We start from the raw sequence: 16,367 nt of genomic DNA on the forward strand, positions 1-16,367 counted from the left end.
CCGGACGCCATGAATGTCAGGGATGATTCGATTTCCAGAGGTACCCATGGGTCTTCCTAGACTTTACCGGTCGGGCCTGATCGCAAGCGCCATCGTCGTTGCCGCGCTCGTCGCTCCGGCCGAGGCCCAGCAACAGCAGCCCGGAACCATCCGTTCCAATCATGGCGCGTGGTCGGTGATCTGCGATACGCCCGCCGGCGCCTCCACCGAGCAATGCGCACTGATGCAGAACGTCATCGCCGAGGACCGCCCCGAAGTCGGCCTGTCCGTGGTGGTGCTGAAGACCGCGGACCGCAAGGCGAAGATCCTGCGCATCCTCGCCCCGCTCGGCGTCCTGCTGAAGGACGGCATGGAGCTCTATGTCGACGGCAACAATATCGGCCGCGCCTATTTCACCCGCTGCTTCTCCGAAGGCTGCTATGTCGAAGTCGAGATCGACGAGGAACTGATGAAGATCCTGCGGGCCGGCAAGAACGCGGTGTTCGCGCTGCGCGAGTCGGCCGACCAGGACCGGGTCGGCATTCCGATCGAGCTTGCCGGCTTCGGCGAAGGCTACGACAAGCTGCCCTGAGAGCACCCTTCCTATGATCTATAAAGTGACGCGACCGGGGCCATGGCTCCGGTCGAACCTTGTCCGCAGGGCGCAATGCGCCTACATCGGAGCAAGCACTGCAAGGAGACATCCATGACCACCGACCTTCTCGGCCTCTTCGACTGCGACGAAATGACGCTGCGTCAGCATGTGTCAAAAGCACTCGGCAGCGCCGATGACGGGGAGCTTTTCGTCGAACATGCCCAGGCAGAATCACTGACCTTCGACAACGGGCGGCTGAAGGGCGGCAGCTTCAACACCGACCAGGGCTTTGGCCTGCGCGCCGTCGCCGGCGAAGCCGTCGGTTACGCCCATGCGGGGGAACTTTCGCTGGCTGCGCTGTCGCGTGCCGCCGATGCGGTCGGCGCCGTCACCCATGGCTATTCCGGCTCCTATGCCAGCGCGCCCCAGCGCACCAATGCCAAGCTCTATGGCGAAGGCAATCCGATCGGCGCGCCCTCCTTCGAGGAGAAGGTCAAGCTGCTTGCCGAAATCGACGCCTATCTGCGCGGCAAGGGCGATACCGTGCGCCAGGTCACCGCCTCGATCGCCGCGAGCTGGCAGGTGGTGGAGATCCTGCGCGCCGACGGCCACCGGGTGCGCGACATCCGGCCGATGACGCGGATCAACATTTCCGTCATCGCCGGCAAGGGAGACCGGCAGGAAAGCGGCTCCTATGGCACCGGCGGACGCATGGCGTTTTCCGACTTCCTGACGGAAGAGAGCTGGCGGCAAGGCGCCGACGAGGCGCTACGCCAGGCGCTGGTCAATCTCGAGGCGATCGACGCGCCGGCCGGCACCATGGACGTGGTGCTCGGCAATGGCTGGCCGGGCGTGATGCTGCACGAGGCGGTCGGCCACGGGCTCGAGGGCGACTTCAACCGCAAGAAGACCTCGGCCTTCGCCGGCCTGATGGGCGAGATGGTTGCCGCGCCCGGCGTGACCGTGGTCGACGACGGGACGATCGACGCGCGGCGCGGCTCCATCACCATCGACGACGAGGGCACGCCCTCGGCCTACAACGTGCTGATCGAGAACGGCCGGCTGGTCGGCTACATGCAGGATCGCCAGAACGCCCGGCTGATGGGCATGAAGGCGACCGGCAACGGGCGCCGCCAGGGCTATTCGCACCAGCCCATGCCGCGCATGACCAACACCTACATGCTCGGCGGCGACAAGAGCCCGGAAGAAATCATCTCGTCCGTCAAGAACGGCATCTATGCCGTCTCCTTCGGCGGCGGCCAGGTCGACATCACGTCGGGCAAGTTCGTCTTCGGCTGCACCGAGGCCTACATGATCGAGAACGGCAAGATCGGCGCGCCGGTCAAGGGCGCCATGCTGATCGGCAACGGGCCGGAAGCGATGAAGCGCATTTCCATGGTCGGCAACGACATGGCGCTCGACAAGGGCATCGGCAATTGCGGCAAGGCCGGCCAATGGGTGCCGGTCGGCGTCGGCCAGCCACATCTGCGGATGGACCAGGTAACGGTGGGCGGAACGCGGGCGTAAGGGCCCGCGGGTCGCACTCTGCTTTGGGGCCTTCGCGTCGGATTGCAACTTTTCCGGGATCTGGCATAGTAAAAATTATGAACCACGTACCGCCGCACATTCCCTTTGACGAACTGGCGTTTCCGGTCGAAGAGACCGCGAGCGCAGAGGGTGAGGTTTGGCAGCGCAAGAAGATCGAGGCCGGTCTCAAGGATGCAGACGAAGGACGATTTGCTTCTCACGAGACGGTAAAATCGGTCATCCGCAAATTCGTTTCGAATGGACGAGATTCGCTGGACGCAAACTGCGGTTCAGGATCTTGACGACATAGGCTCGTATATCGCCGAGGACAGCCCACGCTCTGCCGAGACAATCGTGCGAAGACTGCTGGAAGCTGCGGCCTTCCTTGCCTGTCACCCGGAAATCGGACGGCTGGGTCGGGTCGCCAAGACGCGCGAACTCGTTGTCCCAGGCACGCCGTACATCATCGTCTACCGTGTGCAGGCGACCATCGAAATCCTCACGATCCTCCACACGGCACGGAAATGCCCGGACCGTTGCGATTGACACGCAGGCGCCCAACCACGCCATGCGGGCAGCGGGCCTTCAGGCATCCATCGATCAAGTAACAGTCAGCCCCTCGCCGGCATCAGCACGCAGTCGTAGCGGTTCTTCACCAGCTGGTCGCAGGCCGAGCGGGCCTCGGTCTTGCTGGCGAAACCGGTGAAGCGGGCGCGGTAGAAGGTCGCGCCGCCGCGGGTCACGGCTTCGGTATAGGTATCGCGATCGTTCAACGGACCGCCGATCTTCGCCTTGGCGTCGGCGAGAAGCTCCATCGCGGCCTTGGCGCTGGCGGCGGCGGCGATCTGGATCTGCCATCCGCCGGCCATCCGGGCCTCAGCCTTCGGTGCCGCAAGCGGGATTTCCGCCTCGGGCGTCAAGGCGGGGACGTCGCTCGAGACGTCGGCAGCGGCCATTTCCACCGGCTTGGCATAGGCCGTTCCAAGCATGGAGGCGGCAACCGGACTTGCGTTTGCCAGGCCTATGACAGCGGCCACCGCATCCTGACGGGGAGCCGGAACCGGGACATCGGAGCCCAGGCGCGCCAGGTCCATGCCGACCCGGGCCGAATTGCTGGCCATGAGCTGCGATCCGCGGGATGCCTTGGCGATGTTGCCGGCGATCAGCTTTTCCATGACCTTGTCGCGGCTCGCCGCCGAGCGGCCGCCCATCACGACGCCGATGACGCGGCGGTCGCCGTCTCTCACGGCGCTGACGAGGTTGAAGCCGGAAGCGTTAGTATAGCCGGTCTTGATGCCGTCCATGCCCTTGTAGCGGTACATCAGATTGTTGTGGCCGTTGATCGTGCGGCCACGGAAGGCAAAGCTCTTGGTGTTGAACAGCTTGTATTCCTGAGGGAAGTCGCGCAGCAGCGCGATGCCGAGGGTGGACATGTCGCGGGCCGTGGTGATCTGCCGGTCGTCGGGAAGGCCGGAGGCATTGACGAAGGTGGTTTTAGACATGCCGAGGGAACGGGCCTTCGTCGTCATCATCGCGGAGAACTGGCTTTCGGTGCCGCCGAGCTTTTCCGCCATGGCGGCTGCCGCATCATTGGCCGACTGCACGATCATGCCCATCACTGCTTCCTTCACAGTGATGGCATCGCCCGCCTTCACGCGAAGCTTGGTCGGCGGGCGGGAGGCCGCATATTTGGAGAACGGCACCTTGCTGTCCCACGACAGTTCGCCACGACGAATCGCGTCGAACGTCATGTAAAGCGTCATCATTTTCGTCAGCGAGGCGGGGTGATTGAGGCTGTCGGGGTTTTCCGAGGCCAGGACTTCGCCGGTGCGGGCATCGAGGAGAAGCTGGGCGCTTCCGGCTGTCGCGGAGGTTGACGATGAAGCGATCGCAACAAGGAACGTCAACGCGATCAACAGCTTGTTCATGAATCCTCCAGGGGCAGGCTTATTTTGGCGGAACGTCGAAATTCGACGACGAGATTCGCCGCCCGGTAGACGACGGCCTCACTAAAGCAGAATTGGGGCGAGATTTTTGCAGTGCAGCGCCCACAGTCCGAAAGTTAACTAAAAGTTTCATGATGAGAGTAAACAAAAGGTAAATGACGCGAGGCTGGATCTGCCGACAAAAGCAGCCTCAAGCGGCAAGAAACCCACCATCCGCGGCCAGAACATGGCCGACAACATAGGAGGCTGCGTCCGAGGCAAGCCACAGGACGGTTTCCGCCACTTCCTCGGGTCGCCCCATACGCCGCAAGGGCAGGCCGGCGGCCACGGTCGCCACGTCGCCGACGCCGGCCGCCAGCATCATGTCCGTGACCACCCTCCCCGGCGCCACGGCATTGATGCGCAGGCCGCGGGCGGCATTCTCGATGGCGGCCGTGCGCATCATGGCGATGACGGCGGCCTTCGAAGCATTGTAGAGCGCGAAGCCGGGGTTCGGATTGCGGATGCCGCTGACCGAGGCATTGATGACGATCGCGCCGCCACCGGTCTTGCGCATGGCCGGGATCTGATACCTGAGGCAATGGAAAACGCCGCGCAGATTTGTGTCGAAAACGGCGGCATAGGTTGCGTCGTCCTGGTCTTCGATCGGTGCGCGGCGCTCCTGAAAGCCGGCATTGTCGAAGGCCACGTCCAGCCGGCCGAAACGGTCCAGCGTGCCCGACACCATCGCCTCGACATCCGCTTCACGCGTCACGTCGGTCTTCAGGAAGACGGCCTGCGCACCGAAGGCCCGACAGGCGGCAGCAACGGCCTCGCCCTCCGGCTCGCGCCTGCCGGCGATCACCACCGCCGCGGCGCCTTCGCGCGCCATCTGCAGCGCGGCCGCCATGCCAATACCCGTTCCACCGCCCGTGACCAGGCATATCTTTCCATCCATGCGGCGCGCAGACGTCATGCTTGTCGGACCTCCTATGGTGTGCCACTGCAGTCTAGATATTTACTTGACTGAGTCCAGTAATCTTCGGGCGGTGTGCCTCGGAAGGTGGTTGAGGACACATAGGATGGTGGCGGATGGTTGCCCATCCTGTGGCGGCCCAATCCTCATGCTATGGAAGCGGGTGCATTGAACGGGAGCGCTGCCCCTTGGTTCTCTTGTCCGTCGACAAGCCCCTGCATTTTTTTCAATTTGCCTCTTTACCTCAACTTAAGTTGAGATTGTAGGTTCCGGTCCGACCGCAATTCAGGACAAGGAAACAGGCCCCATGCAGCCAGAGATAAAAGTGCCCAACGTCGCGGGGTCACCGATTGCCGTCAGGTCCGGTCTTGCGCCGGAGAACGAGGCGAGTGGCCGCTGGGCCGAGCTACTCGCCCCCCGCTATCTGGCGACGACGGCGATGCTGTGCATGGGCGTGGCGCTCTATGCCTTCAACGGCTTCCTGGTCAGCACCGTACTGCCGACGGCGGTCGGCGAGATCGGCGGTGCGGAACTGCTGTCCTGGTCGATGACGCTCTATCTGGTGGCGTCGATCGTCGCAGGCGCCAGTGCCGCCCTGCTCAAACAGCGCTACGGCGCGAGAACCGTTCTCTTCGCCGCCGCCCTGATCTTCCTCGCCGGAACGCTGGCGGCCGCCCTCGCCTCGGACATGAACACCGTGCTCTTCGGACGGATCTGCCAGGGCATCGGCGAAGGCATCATCGCTGCCATCTGCTACGCGTTGATCCCGGAAATGTTCCCGCCCGCCCTGGTGCCGAAGGTGTTCGGCGCGGAGGCGAGCGTCTGGGCGATCGCCGCCTTCGGCGGGCCGGTGCTGGCCGGCTCGCTGACGGAGGCCTTTTCCTGGCGGGTGGCCTTTCTCGTCAACGCGCCGCTCATCGCCCTCTTTCTGCTGCTCGCGCTCATCCTCGTGCCGTCAGGTTCGGAAGCGGGTCGGCGGCTGCAATTTCCCACACTCAGGCTGAGCCTGCTTTCGGCCGGCCTCATTGCCATGCTGGTGGCGGGGCTTGCCGGCTCCGCACTCGCCACGGCAACCGTGATTGCCGGATCGATGCTGCTGGTGCTCGGCGCCGTCCGGCTCGACGGACGCGCGGAGGATTCGATCCTTCCGGATGGTGCGTTTTCCACCCGTTCCCCGCTCGGCCTCGGGCTCTGGGTCATCCTGCTCATGCCGCTGTCACAGGCGACGAGCAGCGTCTATCTCGTCTACTCCCTGCAATATCTGTTCGGCTACCGCCCGACGCTCGCCGGTGCGCTCGGGGCATTGATGGCGATCAGTTGGAGCCTCACGGCGATCGGCGTCGCCAATCTGCGGACCGAGCGGTCGCGGCAGACGGCGATCTGGCTTGGGCCCCTGCTGCTGGTCCTGGGCTTCGCCACCCTCGCCGGCGCGATCGGGACCGTGAACATCGCCATGCTTGCCGTCGCGCAGGTGGCCATCGGTGCAGCCTTCGGTTCGAGCTGGGGCTATCTCAGCCAGATGCTGATGGAGGCGACGCCGAGCCATGAACGCGACAAGACCTCGGCGCTGTTGCCGACACTGCAATCGGCGGGCTTCGCGCTCGGCGCAGCACTTGCGGGCATCAGCGCCAATGGAGCGGGGCTGGCCACCGCGCAATCCGCCGATGCCATACGCGGCGTGCTGACGCTCACCTTCGCCGTCGCGCTTGTCTGGGCGATCCCCGCCTCGCTGGCGGCGCGCCGCGCGGTGATGCTCATGCGGTGACTACCTTTGGTCGCGCCGGACGAACCAGCACCCCAAAAACAGGCAGAGACTATTCAGCAAGGCTTAACGCCGCCCGCATAGTCTGGAGTGCAAGATGTTGCGACGCAAAACCAGGCAAGGACAATGAAGGCCAACCTGAAAGGCTTCGTGCGCAAGGCCGCGATCACCGGCGGACTGGAAGCGTCCCGGCTTCTGAGCCGGCTCGGCGCCATGCGCGCGGCGCGCGGCCGCGGCGCGATCTTCACGCTGCATCACGTGCGGCCCCACCGCCCCCCGCCGCTCGATGCGAACGGTCATCTGGAGATCACGCCGGACTTCCTGGACGCGGCGATCCGGCGACTGAAGGCCGAGGGCTACCGATTCGCAGCCCTCGACGACGTGCCGCACCTGCTCGCTGCCGCGCCGGACGGACCGCCCTTCGCCACCTTCACCCTGGACGACGGCTACCGTGACAATGCCGAGCATGCCCTGCCCGTCTTCGAACGGCACGGCGTGCCCTTCACCGTCTTCGTCACCAAGGGTTTCAGCGAACGCAGCCACACGCTCTGGTGGGAGACCGCGGAAGCCCTGCTCAACGCCACCGACCGCTTCACCATCGAAACCGACGGCGGCCCGAAGACCCACGTCGTCACCTCGATCGCGGCGAAGGGGGCGGTATCCGATCTCATCTGCGATGCGATCTGCGGGCCGAAGGAGAGCCTGGCAATCGCCCGGCTCGATGCGGCGGCGCGCAGCGTCGGCATCGATCCTGCGGCGATCGTCGCGCAGCTCGTGATGACGGCGGAGGAACTGAAGACGCTGGCACGCCATCCGCTCGCCAGCCTCGGTGCCCACACGCTCAGTCACCGGGCGCTGGACTTTCTCACCGACGCGGAAGCGCTGGACGAACTTTCGGGCAGCGCCGACTATGTCGAGACGCTGACCGGGCGCCGGCCGACGAGCTTCGCCTATCCCTATGGCGACGCGCGCAGCGCCACCAGCCGCATCGCGACACTCGCCGCCAGGGCCGGCTTCACCCTTGCCGTGACGACCCGGGCGGGGACGATCGATGCGGCAGCGCTTGCCGCGCCGTTGCTCCTGCCGCGCATCTCGCTCAACGGATACTATCAGAAGCCGCGCTATGTCGCGGCGCTTGCCTCCGGCATCCCCTTCCGCCTGACGGGCTGATCCGCAAGGACGGTCAAGGCCGGCGAGAAACCCGCCGGCCGACCATGGCGATCAGGGATACATCCGGACCTTGTGCCAGGGCGCATCCGGCGTGTCGCGGCGAAACTCGATGCGGTCGTGCAGGCGGAACTTGCGGTCGTGCCAGAATTCGATCGAAATCGGCTTGATGCGGAAACCGGACCAGTGGGCCGGCCGCGGAACCTCACCGAAGGCGTAGCGGGCTGTATATTCGGCCACGGCCTTTTCCAGGGCGAACCGACCTTCCAGCGGGCGCGACTGCTTCGACGCCCAGGCACCGATGCGACTGCCGAGCGGCCGGGAGCGAAAATAGGCATCGGCTTCCTCGTCGGAAACCACTTCGACTTCGCCGCGCAGGCGCACCTGACGCCGCAGCGATTTCCAGTGGAAGCACATGGCCGCCTTTTTCTGGCCGAGAATTTCCTGTCCCTTCTGGCTCTCGAAATTCGTGTAGAACACAAAACCCCGGGAATCGAATTCCTTGAGCAGGACCATGCGCACATTCGGCAAGCCGTTCTCGTCCACGGTTGCAACGGCTACCGCGTTGGGATCGTTGACCTCAGAGGCCTCTGCGTCCTTGAGCCACGCACCGAACAATGCGAAAGGTTCGTTTTCCTCGGTGAAGTCACTGCTTGTTAACCCAGTCTCTGACATATTGCTTCAAATGCTCCCGAACTTCATCATCATTGCCCAGGGTCTTAACACTGGACAGGACGCCCATTGAGAGACATAGCAAAGTCGAACGAGCGCAAAAAGGGCGGGTCGCTGGGTAAAAGCAGATTACTCATCGTTCTCGCCGCGACGCTGCCGATCAGCGGTTGCTTCGGTGGCAGCATGGACCTCTTCGGCTCGGATGTGGATCGATCGATTTCCACCAACACCGTCGCGGCTAAGAACACGGCGGAAGGCCGTTCCGACGAGTTGACGGTGCAGAACGCCGTCTCCTCCGCAGATCTCTCGCGAACCGCCAGCCCTTTGCCCTGGGCCAATGCGACGACCGGCAGCGCCGGCGTGGTCACGGCGATCGAGGAGCAGAAGTCGAACGGCGTTGTATGCCGAAACTTCTCGACGACTCGTCATTCCTATGAAGGCATCGCCAACTTCTCCGGCAAGACCTGCACCGCGGGCTCCGGCCAGTGGCAGCTGATGAGCTTCAGCCGGCAGCCCTGAAGTCTCTCCAGGCCGGCGATGCGGCCCGGATGACCGGGTTTTCCGCGTAACCACTGATTAGCATCTTCTTGCCATACTCCCAGAATTGTAAAACCGGACTGCCGTGATGGCGGCGGATCGGGAGGTGTTTCTTGCCGGTTGCATCGGCCAAGAACGGCGATGCACGGTCTTTTGTCAATTGGTGGCCTAGATGCGCGATTTCTATTCAGTGCTCGGCGTAAAGCGCGATGCGGGAGCCGATGAGATCAAGTCGGCCTGGCGGATGAAGGCGAAAAGCGTGCACCCCGACCAGAACCGCGACGACCCGGACGCCAATCGACGCTTTACCGAGGTCGGCCGCGCCTACGAGGTGCTGAAGGACCCGGCCAAGCGCAGCCGTTACGACCAGCAGCGCGACAAGGTTGAAGCTCTCGAGCGGGAGCAGACGATCATGCAGCAGCGCCAGGCGGCCCGCGAGGCGGCCGAAAAGGCCAAGATCGCCAAGGCGAATGCCGAGCGGATCCTCGCCGAACTGGCACGCGCCGAAGCCGAGAAGGCGAAAGCGGACAAGCAGGCTCAGCCTGCACAGGCGGCCCATGCCGCTCAGGCAAAGCAGGAAAAGGCCCAGACAGGCGGCGCCCAGGCACAGGCTCAGCCACAGGCACAAGCCCATACGCAGGGCCAGGCCAAGCCCGACGGTGCGGGCGAAAGCCCCGAAGCCGTCGTCTCGCGCATCTTCGGCGACACGCCCGAAGCGGCCGCCGCGGCCGAAACGCTGAAGCGCGAAACCGAGGCCGAAGCCGAACGCGTGGAAAACAGCGAGCCGTCCGGCGCGCCCAAGCCGGTGTCCATCCTTGCACCGATCGAATTGCTGAGCTCCTTCGTCCGTCGCATCCGCGGCATCCAGCCGCCGCCGGAAAAGGCCCCCGACCTGGTGGTCGAGGCAACCGTGACGATCGACGACCTGCTGGCGCAGAAGTCGGTGCCGATCACGCTGTCCGACGGCCGCGAGCTTCGCGTTCCGCTCGACAACGGGGTCACGCAGGGCCATGTGGTGCGGCTCAAGGGCCAGGGCCTGAAGCTCCAGGGCATGAGCCGCGGCGACGTGGCGGTCACCGTGCGCGTGGCCAAGAATGAGAAATTCACCGTCGACGGCTACGATCTCAAGACGGCTCTGCCGATCACGCTCGAAGATGCCGTGCTGGGTTGCGAGGCCTCTGTCGAGACGCCCAACGGGCCGCTCACCATCACCATTCCGGCTTGGTCGAGCTCCGACCAGGTGATCCGCCTCGACGACCTCGGCCTGCCGAACGACGAGGGCGGCCGCGGCGCACTGGCAGTTGAACTGCGCGTCATGCTGTGGGAAAAGCCGGACGACAAAGTCACGGACTTGATGCGCGTCATGCGCGAAGGCCTGTTTTTATGAAGTATTTGTAACGATCACACCCTTTGTTACGCTGCCTTACAGTTGATGATCCGGTGCAATCTTGAACCGTGATGCCGGCTATGCCATAGGCAGGGTCAATCGAAAGTCTTAGGGAGCAAAACATGGCTCAAGGTTCCGGCCTTATGGCAGGCAAGCGCGGCATCATCATGGGCGTCGCAAACAATCGCTCGATCGCGTGGGGCATCGCCAAGGCCTGTCATGAACAGGGAGCCGAAATCGCATTCACCTGGCAGGGCGAAGCGCTGAAGAAGCGCGTCGAGCCGCTGGCGCAGGAACTCGACGCCTTCATGGCCGGCGATTGCGACGTCACCAATCTCGACAGCATCGACGCCGTGTTCAAGAACCTCGAGGAGAAGTGGGGCAAGATCGACTTCGTCGTGCACGCCATCGCGTTTTCCGACAAGGACGAACTGACCGGCCGCTACATCGAGACGACGCGCGACAACTTCGCCCGCACGATGGACATTTCCGTCTACTCGTTCACCGCGGTTGCCGCTCGCGCCGAGAAGATCATGAACGACGGCGGCTCGATCCTGACGCTCACCTATTACGGCGCCGAGAAGGTCATGCCGCACTATAACGTCATGGGCGTCGCCAAGGCCGCGCTCGAGGCTTCCGTGCGCTATCTCGCCGTCGACATGGGCGGCCGCGGCATCCGTGTCAACGCCATCTCGGCCGGTCCGATCAAGACGCTGGCCGCATCCGGCATCGGCGACTTCCGTTACATCCTGAAGTGGAACGAGTACAATTCGCCGCTGAAGCGCAACGTGACGACGGACGAAGTCGGCAAATCGGGCATGTATCTCCTGTCCGATCTGTCGACCGGCGTGACCGGCGAGGTCCACCATGTGGATTCCGGCTATCACACCGTCGGCATGAAGGCGGTGGATGCGCCGGACATCACCGTCGCCAAGGAATAGTCTCCAGTTCGAGGTCGCATGCCGTGCTCATCTATCTGATCCGTCACGGCCAGACCGACTGGAATGCCGAGGGCCGACTGCAAGGGCAGAAGGACATCGGCCTCAACGAGAACGGACGACGCCAGGCGAGCGAGAACGGCAGACGCCTGGCGGAGGAACTCGGCGAACGCGCCGCCGCCTTCGACTATGTCGCCTCCCCGCTTGGCCGCACCCGCGAAACCATGGAACGGGTGCGCGCCGCCATGGGGCTCGATCCGCACGGCTATCGCACAGATCCCCGGCTGATCGAACTGTCCTTCGGCGACTGGGAGGGATCGACCATTCCGGAACTGCAGCGCGTCATGCCCGACAGGGTCGAGGCGCGCGCGCAGCATAAATGGGATTTCATCCCGCCGGGCCAGGATGCCGAAAGCTACGAGATTCTGTCATGGAGGGTGGGAGCCTGGCTCACCGCGGTTGACCAGCCGACCGTCTGCGTCAGCCATGGCGGGATCGTGCGCAGCGTTTTCCGCATCGTCGGCGGCTGGAGCGGCGACAAGGCCTGCGACATGGACGTGCCGCAGGACCGCATTCTCAAGATCGACCGCGACGGCGGCCTGCTCGGCTGGCTCTGACGAGCCGACGAACCGTTCGCGGAACCTACTGCACGATTTCCAGGTCGTCGACGACGCGCTTGCCGTCGACCTCGGTGAAGAACACGATCACCTTCACGCCGCTTTCGAGGCCGTCGAAGTTGAATTCCTCGGGAAGGGAATAGGTCTTCCCGTCGTCCAGCACCAGGCTCAGGCCGTCGACGTTGACCGCCTGAATGGTCGCTTCTACATCGTCGCTTCCCGCCAGCACGCTGAGCGGCGAGAGGAAGCTCGCAGTCGCCAGAAGCACTGAAATCATCATACGCATGCGGGTTACCTTTGCCAGTCTCGACGGATTGAGGATGTGTCTCAAAATAGGCCTCCAGAATGTGGCAAAAATCGCCCGTAACAATGACATTTTCGGTGCGATTGATGAACGGAATTACGACGCGGTTCAAGCACCCGGGACGGGTATCGCAAGCTTTGCCGCATCTTTCCGGAGATTCGCGCCTGAGCGGGGCACTGCCGCACCCATCCATCTCCGGCGCGAACGTATTGGCGCGCCAATACTATCGCCGATTCAATTCTATATTAACCGGCGCCCTTTAGGATTACCTGACAGACTTGGGGAACATCCTGACTTGAAAATCTTCAATCGATATCGGCAACGCGACGGTGGCCATAGGGCCGGCGCGATCGTCTTTCTCGTGGGCGGCGCACTGGTCGGCCTGACGATCGTCATCGCCGGTCTCGTGTTCGATACGCGCGGCGGCATCGTCGCCGGTCTCGCCATGATCGTGCCGGTTCTCTTCAGCCTCCACCTGCTGCACGAACGCAACCGCAACATTGTTCAGTTGAAGGCACGCGAGGAGAAACTGCTCGACCTGTCGCGCCGCTTCAACCTTGCGATGGAAACCGCCAATATCGGCATCTGGGAGGTCGGCGAAGCCGACGATCTGCTGTCCTGGGACGCGCGTGCCGCCGCACTGCACGGCTTTGCCCCCACCGAGGGCTGTGATCGCATGACCCATTGGTACAAGATCATTCATCCAGACGATGTCCAGGACGTCGAGGCCGCCTTTTCCGCGAGGCTTCATGGCGATTCGACCGCAAGCTGGGACATCAGTTACCGCATCACGCTGCCCGACGGCATGACGCGCCACCTGCGTTCGGTGGGCGCCCACTCGAACGGCGGGAACGGCCCGAGGCGACTGACCGGCATCGTCTGGGACGTCACCAACGACACATTGTTCAACCAGGCCCTTCGCGAGGCGAAGGCGACCAGCGATATCAAAAATGCCGAACTGGAACTGGCGCTCGACGAGCTTTCGAGCCGCGAGCACGAGCTCTCGGAGCTCTCCCACAAGCTCGACGTTGCGCTCGCCTCCTATAATTGCGGCATCTGGGAAGGCGACCCGGTGACCACCACCGCCTACTGGGACGATCGGATGCACCAGCTCTACAACGTGCCGAACAGGAACCGGCCCGTGACCCGGCACGAATGGCTTTCCGCCCTCCATCAGGACGACCGCCAGTCCGTGCAGCTTGCCACCAACCGGGCCATCGCTTCGGGCACGACCGTCAACACCACCCAACGCATTCTCCTGCCCAACAACGAGCTGCGCTATGTCCGTTCCGTCGGCCAGGTGCATATGGGCAAGGACGGCAAGAAGAAGATCATCGGCATTGCCTTCGACGTCACCGCGGACGCCCTTCTGGCCGAGCAGCTCAGGGCCGCCAAGGCGGACGCCGACAGCCGCAACCTGGAACTGGAACTGGCCAAGAACCGTATCGAGTTCAATGCCCTGCACGATCCGCTGACGTCGCTCGCCAACCGCCGCAAGCTCGACATCGAACTCGATGAACTCAGCCAGTCGGGCCAGCGCCACCGCACCAGGTTCACCATCCTGCATCTCGACCTCGACCGCTTCAAGGAGATCAACGACACGCTCGGCCATGCGGCGGGCGACGCCATGCTGGTGCATGCATCGAGGGTGCTTTCCCGCAACGTGCCACGCGGCGATCTGGTGGCGCGCATCGGCGGCGACGAATTCGTCATCCTCGCCCGAAGGGCCGTGCCGACCGCCGAGATCTCGGAACTGTGCGAACGCATCATCGTCGAGATGAACAAGCCGATCGACTTCGAGGGTTTTTCCTGCCGCTGCGGCATCTCGATCGGGATCGCCCAGGCCTCCGGCATCGCCCCCGACGCGCGCCGTATCCTCGTCAATGCCGACATCGCGCTCTACCAGGCCAAGGAAAAGGGCCGGAATTGCTACGAGTTCTTCACCCCCGACCTGCAGGCCAACATAGTGTCCAAGAAGCGCATGGCCGACGAGATTCTGACGGGCCTTGAGCGCGACGAATTCACCGTCTGGTACCAGCCGCAGTTCGAAACCGCGACGATGCAGCTCTCCGGCGCGGAGGCGCTGGTTCGGTGGAACCACCCGGACAAGGGCGTGATCGCTTCCAACCATTTCATCAAGGTTGCCGAAGAGCTGAACGTCATGGCGCGGATGGACCAGATGGTGCTCGAAAAGGCCCTGCGCGACCAGATGCGCTGGACGGCACTCGGCGTGAAGGTGCCGCGCATTTCGGTCAACGTCTCGTCGAAGCGCCTGCACGACGCGACGCTCGTCGAACAGTTGCACGGTCTCGCCATCGACCCGGGCGCCATCTGCTTCGAACTGGTGGAATCAATCTTCCTCGACGAAAGCGACGACGTGGTCACCGAGAACATCGACAAGATCAAGGCACTCGGCATCGACATCGAGATCGACGACTTCGGCACCGGTCACACCTCGATCCTCAGCCTGCTGCGGCTGAAGCCGAAGCGGCTGAAGATCGACCGCCAGCTCGTCATGCCGATCGTCAACTCGCCGCAGGAACGCGCCCTGGTGCGCTCGATCATCGAGATCGCCCGCTCGCTCGGCGTGGAGACGGTGGCCGAGGGCGTCGAAAGCCTCGACCATGCGGACCTCCTGCGCCATCTCGGTTGCGACTACCTCCAGGGCTATGCCTTCGCCAAGCCCCTGCCCTTCGACGAGTTCAGCCGTTTCACCAAGGGTTTTCCGCAGCGCAAGGCGTCGTGAACCGACGACAAATCCCGAACGCAGCGTTTCCAAGAAAGGCTTGTCGCGCTCGGGCCTTTTCCACTATGAGTGAGCCCCAACAAAAGCCGCGGCGGTATGCTGAGATCCCAGTGCCGCCCGAACGTTCCGGTGCTTAGCCATGTCGCACAATACCTTCGGTCACCTGTTCCGCGTCACCACCTGGGGCGAAAGCCACGGGCCGGCGCTCGGCGCGGTGGTCGACGGCTGCCCGCCCGGCATCCGTTTCACCCTCGACGACCTGCAGTCCTTCCTCGACAAGCGCAAGCCCGGCCAGTCGCGCTTCGTCACCCAGCGGCGCGAGGAAGACCTCGTCAAGGTGCTCTCCGGCGTGATGCCGCAGGACGACGGATCGATGATTTCGACCGGCACGCCGATCTCGCTGATGATCGAGAACACCGACCAGCGCTCCAAGGACTATGGCGACATCGCCAAGCGCTACCGGCCGGGCCATGCCGACTACACCTATGACGTCAAATACGGCATTCGCGACTATCGCGGCGGCGGCCGCTCGTCGGCGCGCGAAACGGCGGCGCGGGTCGCCGCCGGCGCCCTGGCCCGCCTCGTCGTTCCCGGCGTCACCATTCGCGGCGCGCTGGTGCAGATCGGCAAACACAAGATCGACCGCGCCAACTGGGACTGGGCGCAGGTGAGCGAGAACCCGTTCTTTGCACCCGACCCGCAAATCGTTCCGGTCTGGGAGGCCTATCTCGACGAGATCCGCAAGGCCGGCTCCTCGGTCGGCGCGGTGATCGAGGTGGTCGTCGAAGGCGTGCCCGCCGGCATCGGCGCGCCGGTCTACGGCAAGCTCGACCAGGACATTGCCAGCCTGCTGATGTCGATCAACGCGGTCAAGGGCGTCGAGATCGGCAACGGTTTTGGCGCCGCCGAGATCACCGGCGAGGAGAATGCCGACGAGATGCGCATCGGGCCGGACGGCAAGCCGGTGTTCCTCTCCAACCATGCCGGCGGCATTCTCGGCGGGATTTCGACCGGCGAACCAATCGTCGCGCGCTTTGCCATCAAGCCGACCTCGTCGATCCTCACCGAACGGCGCTCGATCGATGCCGACTTGAACGAGGTGGATGTGCGCACCAAGGGCCGGCACGACCCCTGCGTCGGAATCCGGGCGGTTCCTGTCGGCGAGGCGATGCTCGCCTGCGCCATTGCCGATCATTATTTGCGAGACCGCGGCCAGACCGGCCGGCTGAAGTGAG

General features: G+C 63.9%; 16 protein-coding genes. 12 read left to right on the top strand and 4 right to left on the bottom strand.

The annotated features are described in order from the left end of the window. The first annotated feature begins 46 nt into the window (after positions 1-46). From AC07Y0_RS14025 to AC07Y0_RS14040, 4 genes are all read left to right on the top strand, one after another. Positions 47-571 carry an invasion associated locus B family protein gene (locus AC07Y0_RS14025; protein WP_498678236.1) on the top strand — a complete coding sequence of 175 codons (525 nt, stop codon included), beginning with the start codon at positions 47-49 and terminating at the stop codon, positions 569-571. 114 nt (positions 572-685) lie between these two features. Continuing rightward, complete coding sequence (gene tldD / locus AC07Y0_RS14030; RefSeq protein ID WP_498678238.1) at positions 686-2,101, top strand: metalloprotease TldD; 1,416 nt, start codon at positions 686-688, stop codon at positions 2,099-2,101. Positions 2,102-2,178: 77 nt separating this feature from the next. Further along, complete coding sequence (locus AC07Y0_RS14035) at positions 2,179-2,403, top strand: hypothetical protein (protein ID WP_498678240.1); 225 nt, start codon at positions 2,179-2,181, stop codon at positions 2,401-2,403. Then, entirely contained in the window at positions 2,360-2,647 is a 288-nt protein-coding gene (locus tag AC07Y0_RS14040; RefSeq protein WP_498678242.1) for a type II toxin-antitoxin system RelE/ParE family toxin, read from the top strand. The genes AC07Y0_RS14035 and AC07Y0_RS14040 overlap by 44 nt, the downstream gene beginning before the upstream one ends. Positions 2,648-2,712: 65 nt before the next feature. On the opposite strand, the gene AC07Y0_RS14045 is transcribed toward AC07Y0_RS14040, so the two are convergent. Together AC07Y0_RS14045 and AC07Y0_RS14050 are read right to left on the bottom strand one after the other, a co-directional pair. Further along, positions 2,713-4,029, bottom strand: a complete 1,317-nt coding sequence (locus AC07Y0_RS14045; RefSeq protein ID WP_498678243.1) for a serine hydrolase — start codon at positions 4,027-4,029, stop codon at positions 2,713-2,715. A 208-nt stretch (positions 4,030-4,237) separates the two neighbouring features. Continuing rightward, complete coding sequence (locus AC07Y0_RS14050; protein WP_498678245.1) at positions 4,238-5,002, bottom strand: SDR family NAD(P)-dependent oxidoreductase; 765 nt, start codon at positions 5,000-5,002, stop codon at positions 4,238-4,240. Positions 5,003-5,309: 307 nt separating this feature from the next. Between AC07Y0_RS14050 and AC07Y0_RS14055 the strand changes: the two genes are divergently transcribed. Together AC07Y0_RS14055 and AC07Y0_RS14060 are read left to right on the top strand one after the other, a co-directional pair. Next, positions 5,310-6,767, top strand: coding sequence for an MFS transporter (locus AC07Y0_RS14055; RefSeq protein WP_498678247.1), 1,458 nt, complete (start codon positions 5,310-5,312; stop codon positions 6,765-6,767). 123 nt (positions 6,768-6,890) lie between these two features. Continuing rightward, positions 6,891-7,934 carry a polysaccharide deacetylase family protein gene (locus AC07Y0_RS14060; protein WP_498678248.1) on the top strand — a complete coding sequence of 348 codons (1,044 nt, stop codon included), beginning with the start codon at positions 6,891-6,893 and terminating at the stop codon, positions 7,932-7,934. A gap of 51 nt (positions 7,935-7,985) precedes the next feature. Here AC07Y0_RS14060 and pdxH read toward each other — a convergent pair whose 3' ends face one another. After that, positions 7,986-8,606, bottom strand: coding sequence for a pyridoxamine 5'-phosphate oxidase (gene pdxH, locus AC07Y0_RS14065; RefSeq protein WP_498678250.1), 621 nt, complete (start codon positions 8,604-8,606; stop codon positions 7,986-7,988). A 66-nt stretch (positions 8,607-8,672) separates the two neighbouring features. On the opposite strand from pdxH, the gene AC07Y0_RS14070 reads away from it, so the two are divergent. From AC07Y0_RS14070 to AC07Y0_RS14085, 4 genes are all read left to right on the top strand, one after another. Further along, on the top strand, positions 8,673-9,122 hold the full coding sequence (locus AC07Y0_RS14070) for an RT0821/Lpp0805 family surface protein (protein WP_498678251.1): 450 nt from the start codon (positions 8,673-8,675) through the stop codon (positions 9,120-9,122). Positions 9,123-9,312: 190 nt separating this feature from the next. Further along, complete coding sequence (locus tag AC07Y0_RS14075) at positions 9,313-10,527, top strand: DnaJ C-terminal domain-containing protein (RefSeq protein WP_498678252.1); 1,215 nt, start codon at positions 9,313-9,315, stop codon at positions 10,525-10,527. Between the two features lie 122 nt (positions 10,528-10,649). Beyond that, entirely contained in the window at positions 10,650-11,468 is an 819-nt protein-coding gene (fabI, locus tag AC07Y0_RS14080) for an enoyl-ACP reductase FabI (RefSeq protein ID WP_498678254.1), read from the top strand. 23 nt (positions 11,469-11,491) lie between these two features. Then, positions 11,492-12,082, top strand: coding sequence for a histidine phosphatase family protein (locus AC07Y0_RS14085; protein ID WP_498678255.1), 591 nt, complete (start codon positions 11,492-11,494; stop codon positions 12,080-12,082). A gap of 25 nt (positions 12,083-12,107) precedes the next feature. Here AC07Y0_RS14085 and AC07Y0_RS14090 read toward each other — a convergent pair whose 3' ends face one another. Beyond that, entirely contained in the window at positions 12,108-12,368 is a 261-nt protein-coding gene (locus AC07Y0_RS14090; RefSeq protein ID WP_028736899.1) for a DUF1344 domain-containing protein, read from the bottom strand. 313 nt (positions 12,369-12,681) lie between these two features. Here AC07Y0_RS14090 and AC07Y0_RS14095 point away from each other — a divergent pair, with 313 nt between their 5' ends. Together AC07Y0_RS14095 and aroC are read left to right on the top strand one after the other, a co-directional pair. Then, the gene (locus tag AC07Y0_RS14095) at positions 12,682-15,132 is read left to right on the top strand and encodes a sensor domain-containing protein (RefSeq protein ID WP_498678256.1); all 2,451 of its coding nucleotides are present in this window, start codon (positions 12,682-12,684) and stop codon (positions 15,130-15,132) included. Positions 15,133-15,271: 139 nt separating this feature from the next. After that, positions 15,272-16,366, top strand: a complete 1,095-nt coding sequence (gene aroC / locus AC07Y0_RS14100) for a chorismate synthase (protein ID WP_498678258.1) — start codon at positions 15,272-15,274, stop codon at positions 16,364-16,366. Position 16,367 lies beyond the last annotated feature (1 nt).

The sequence above is a fragment of the Allorhizobium sp. GW101-3B10 genome, from assembly GCF_059424725.1.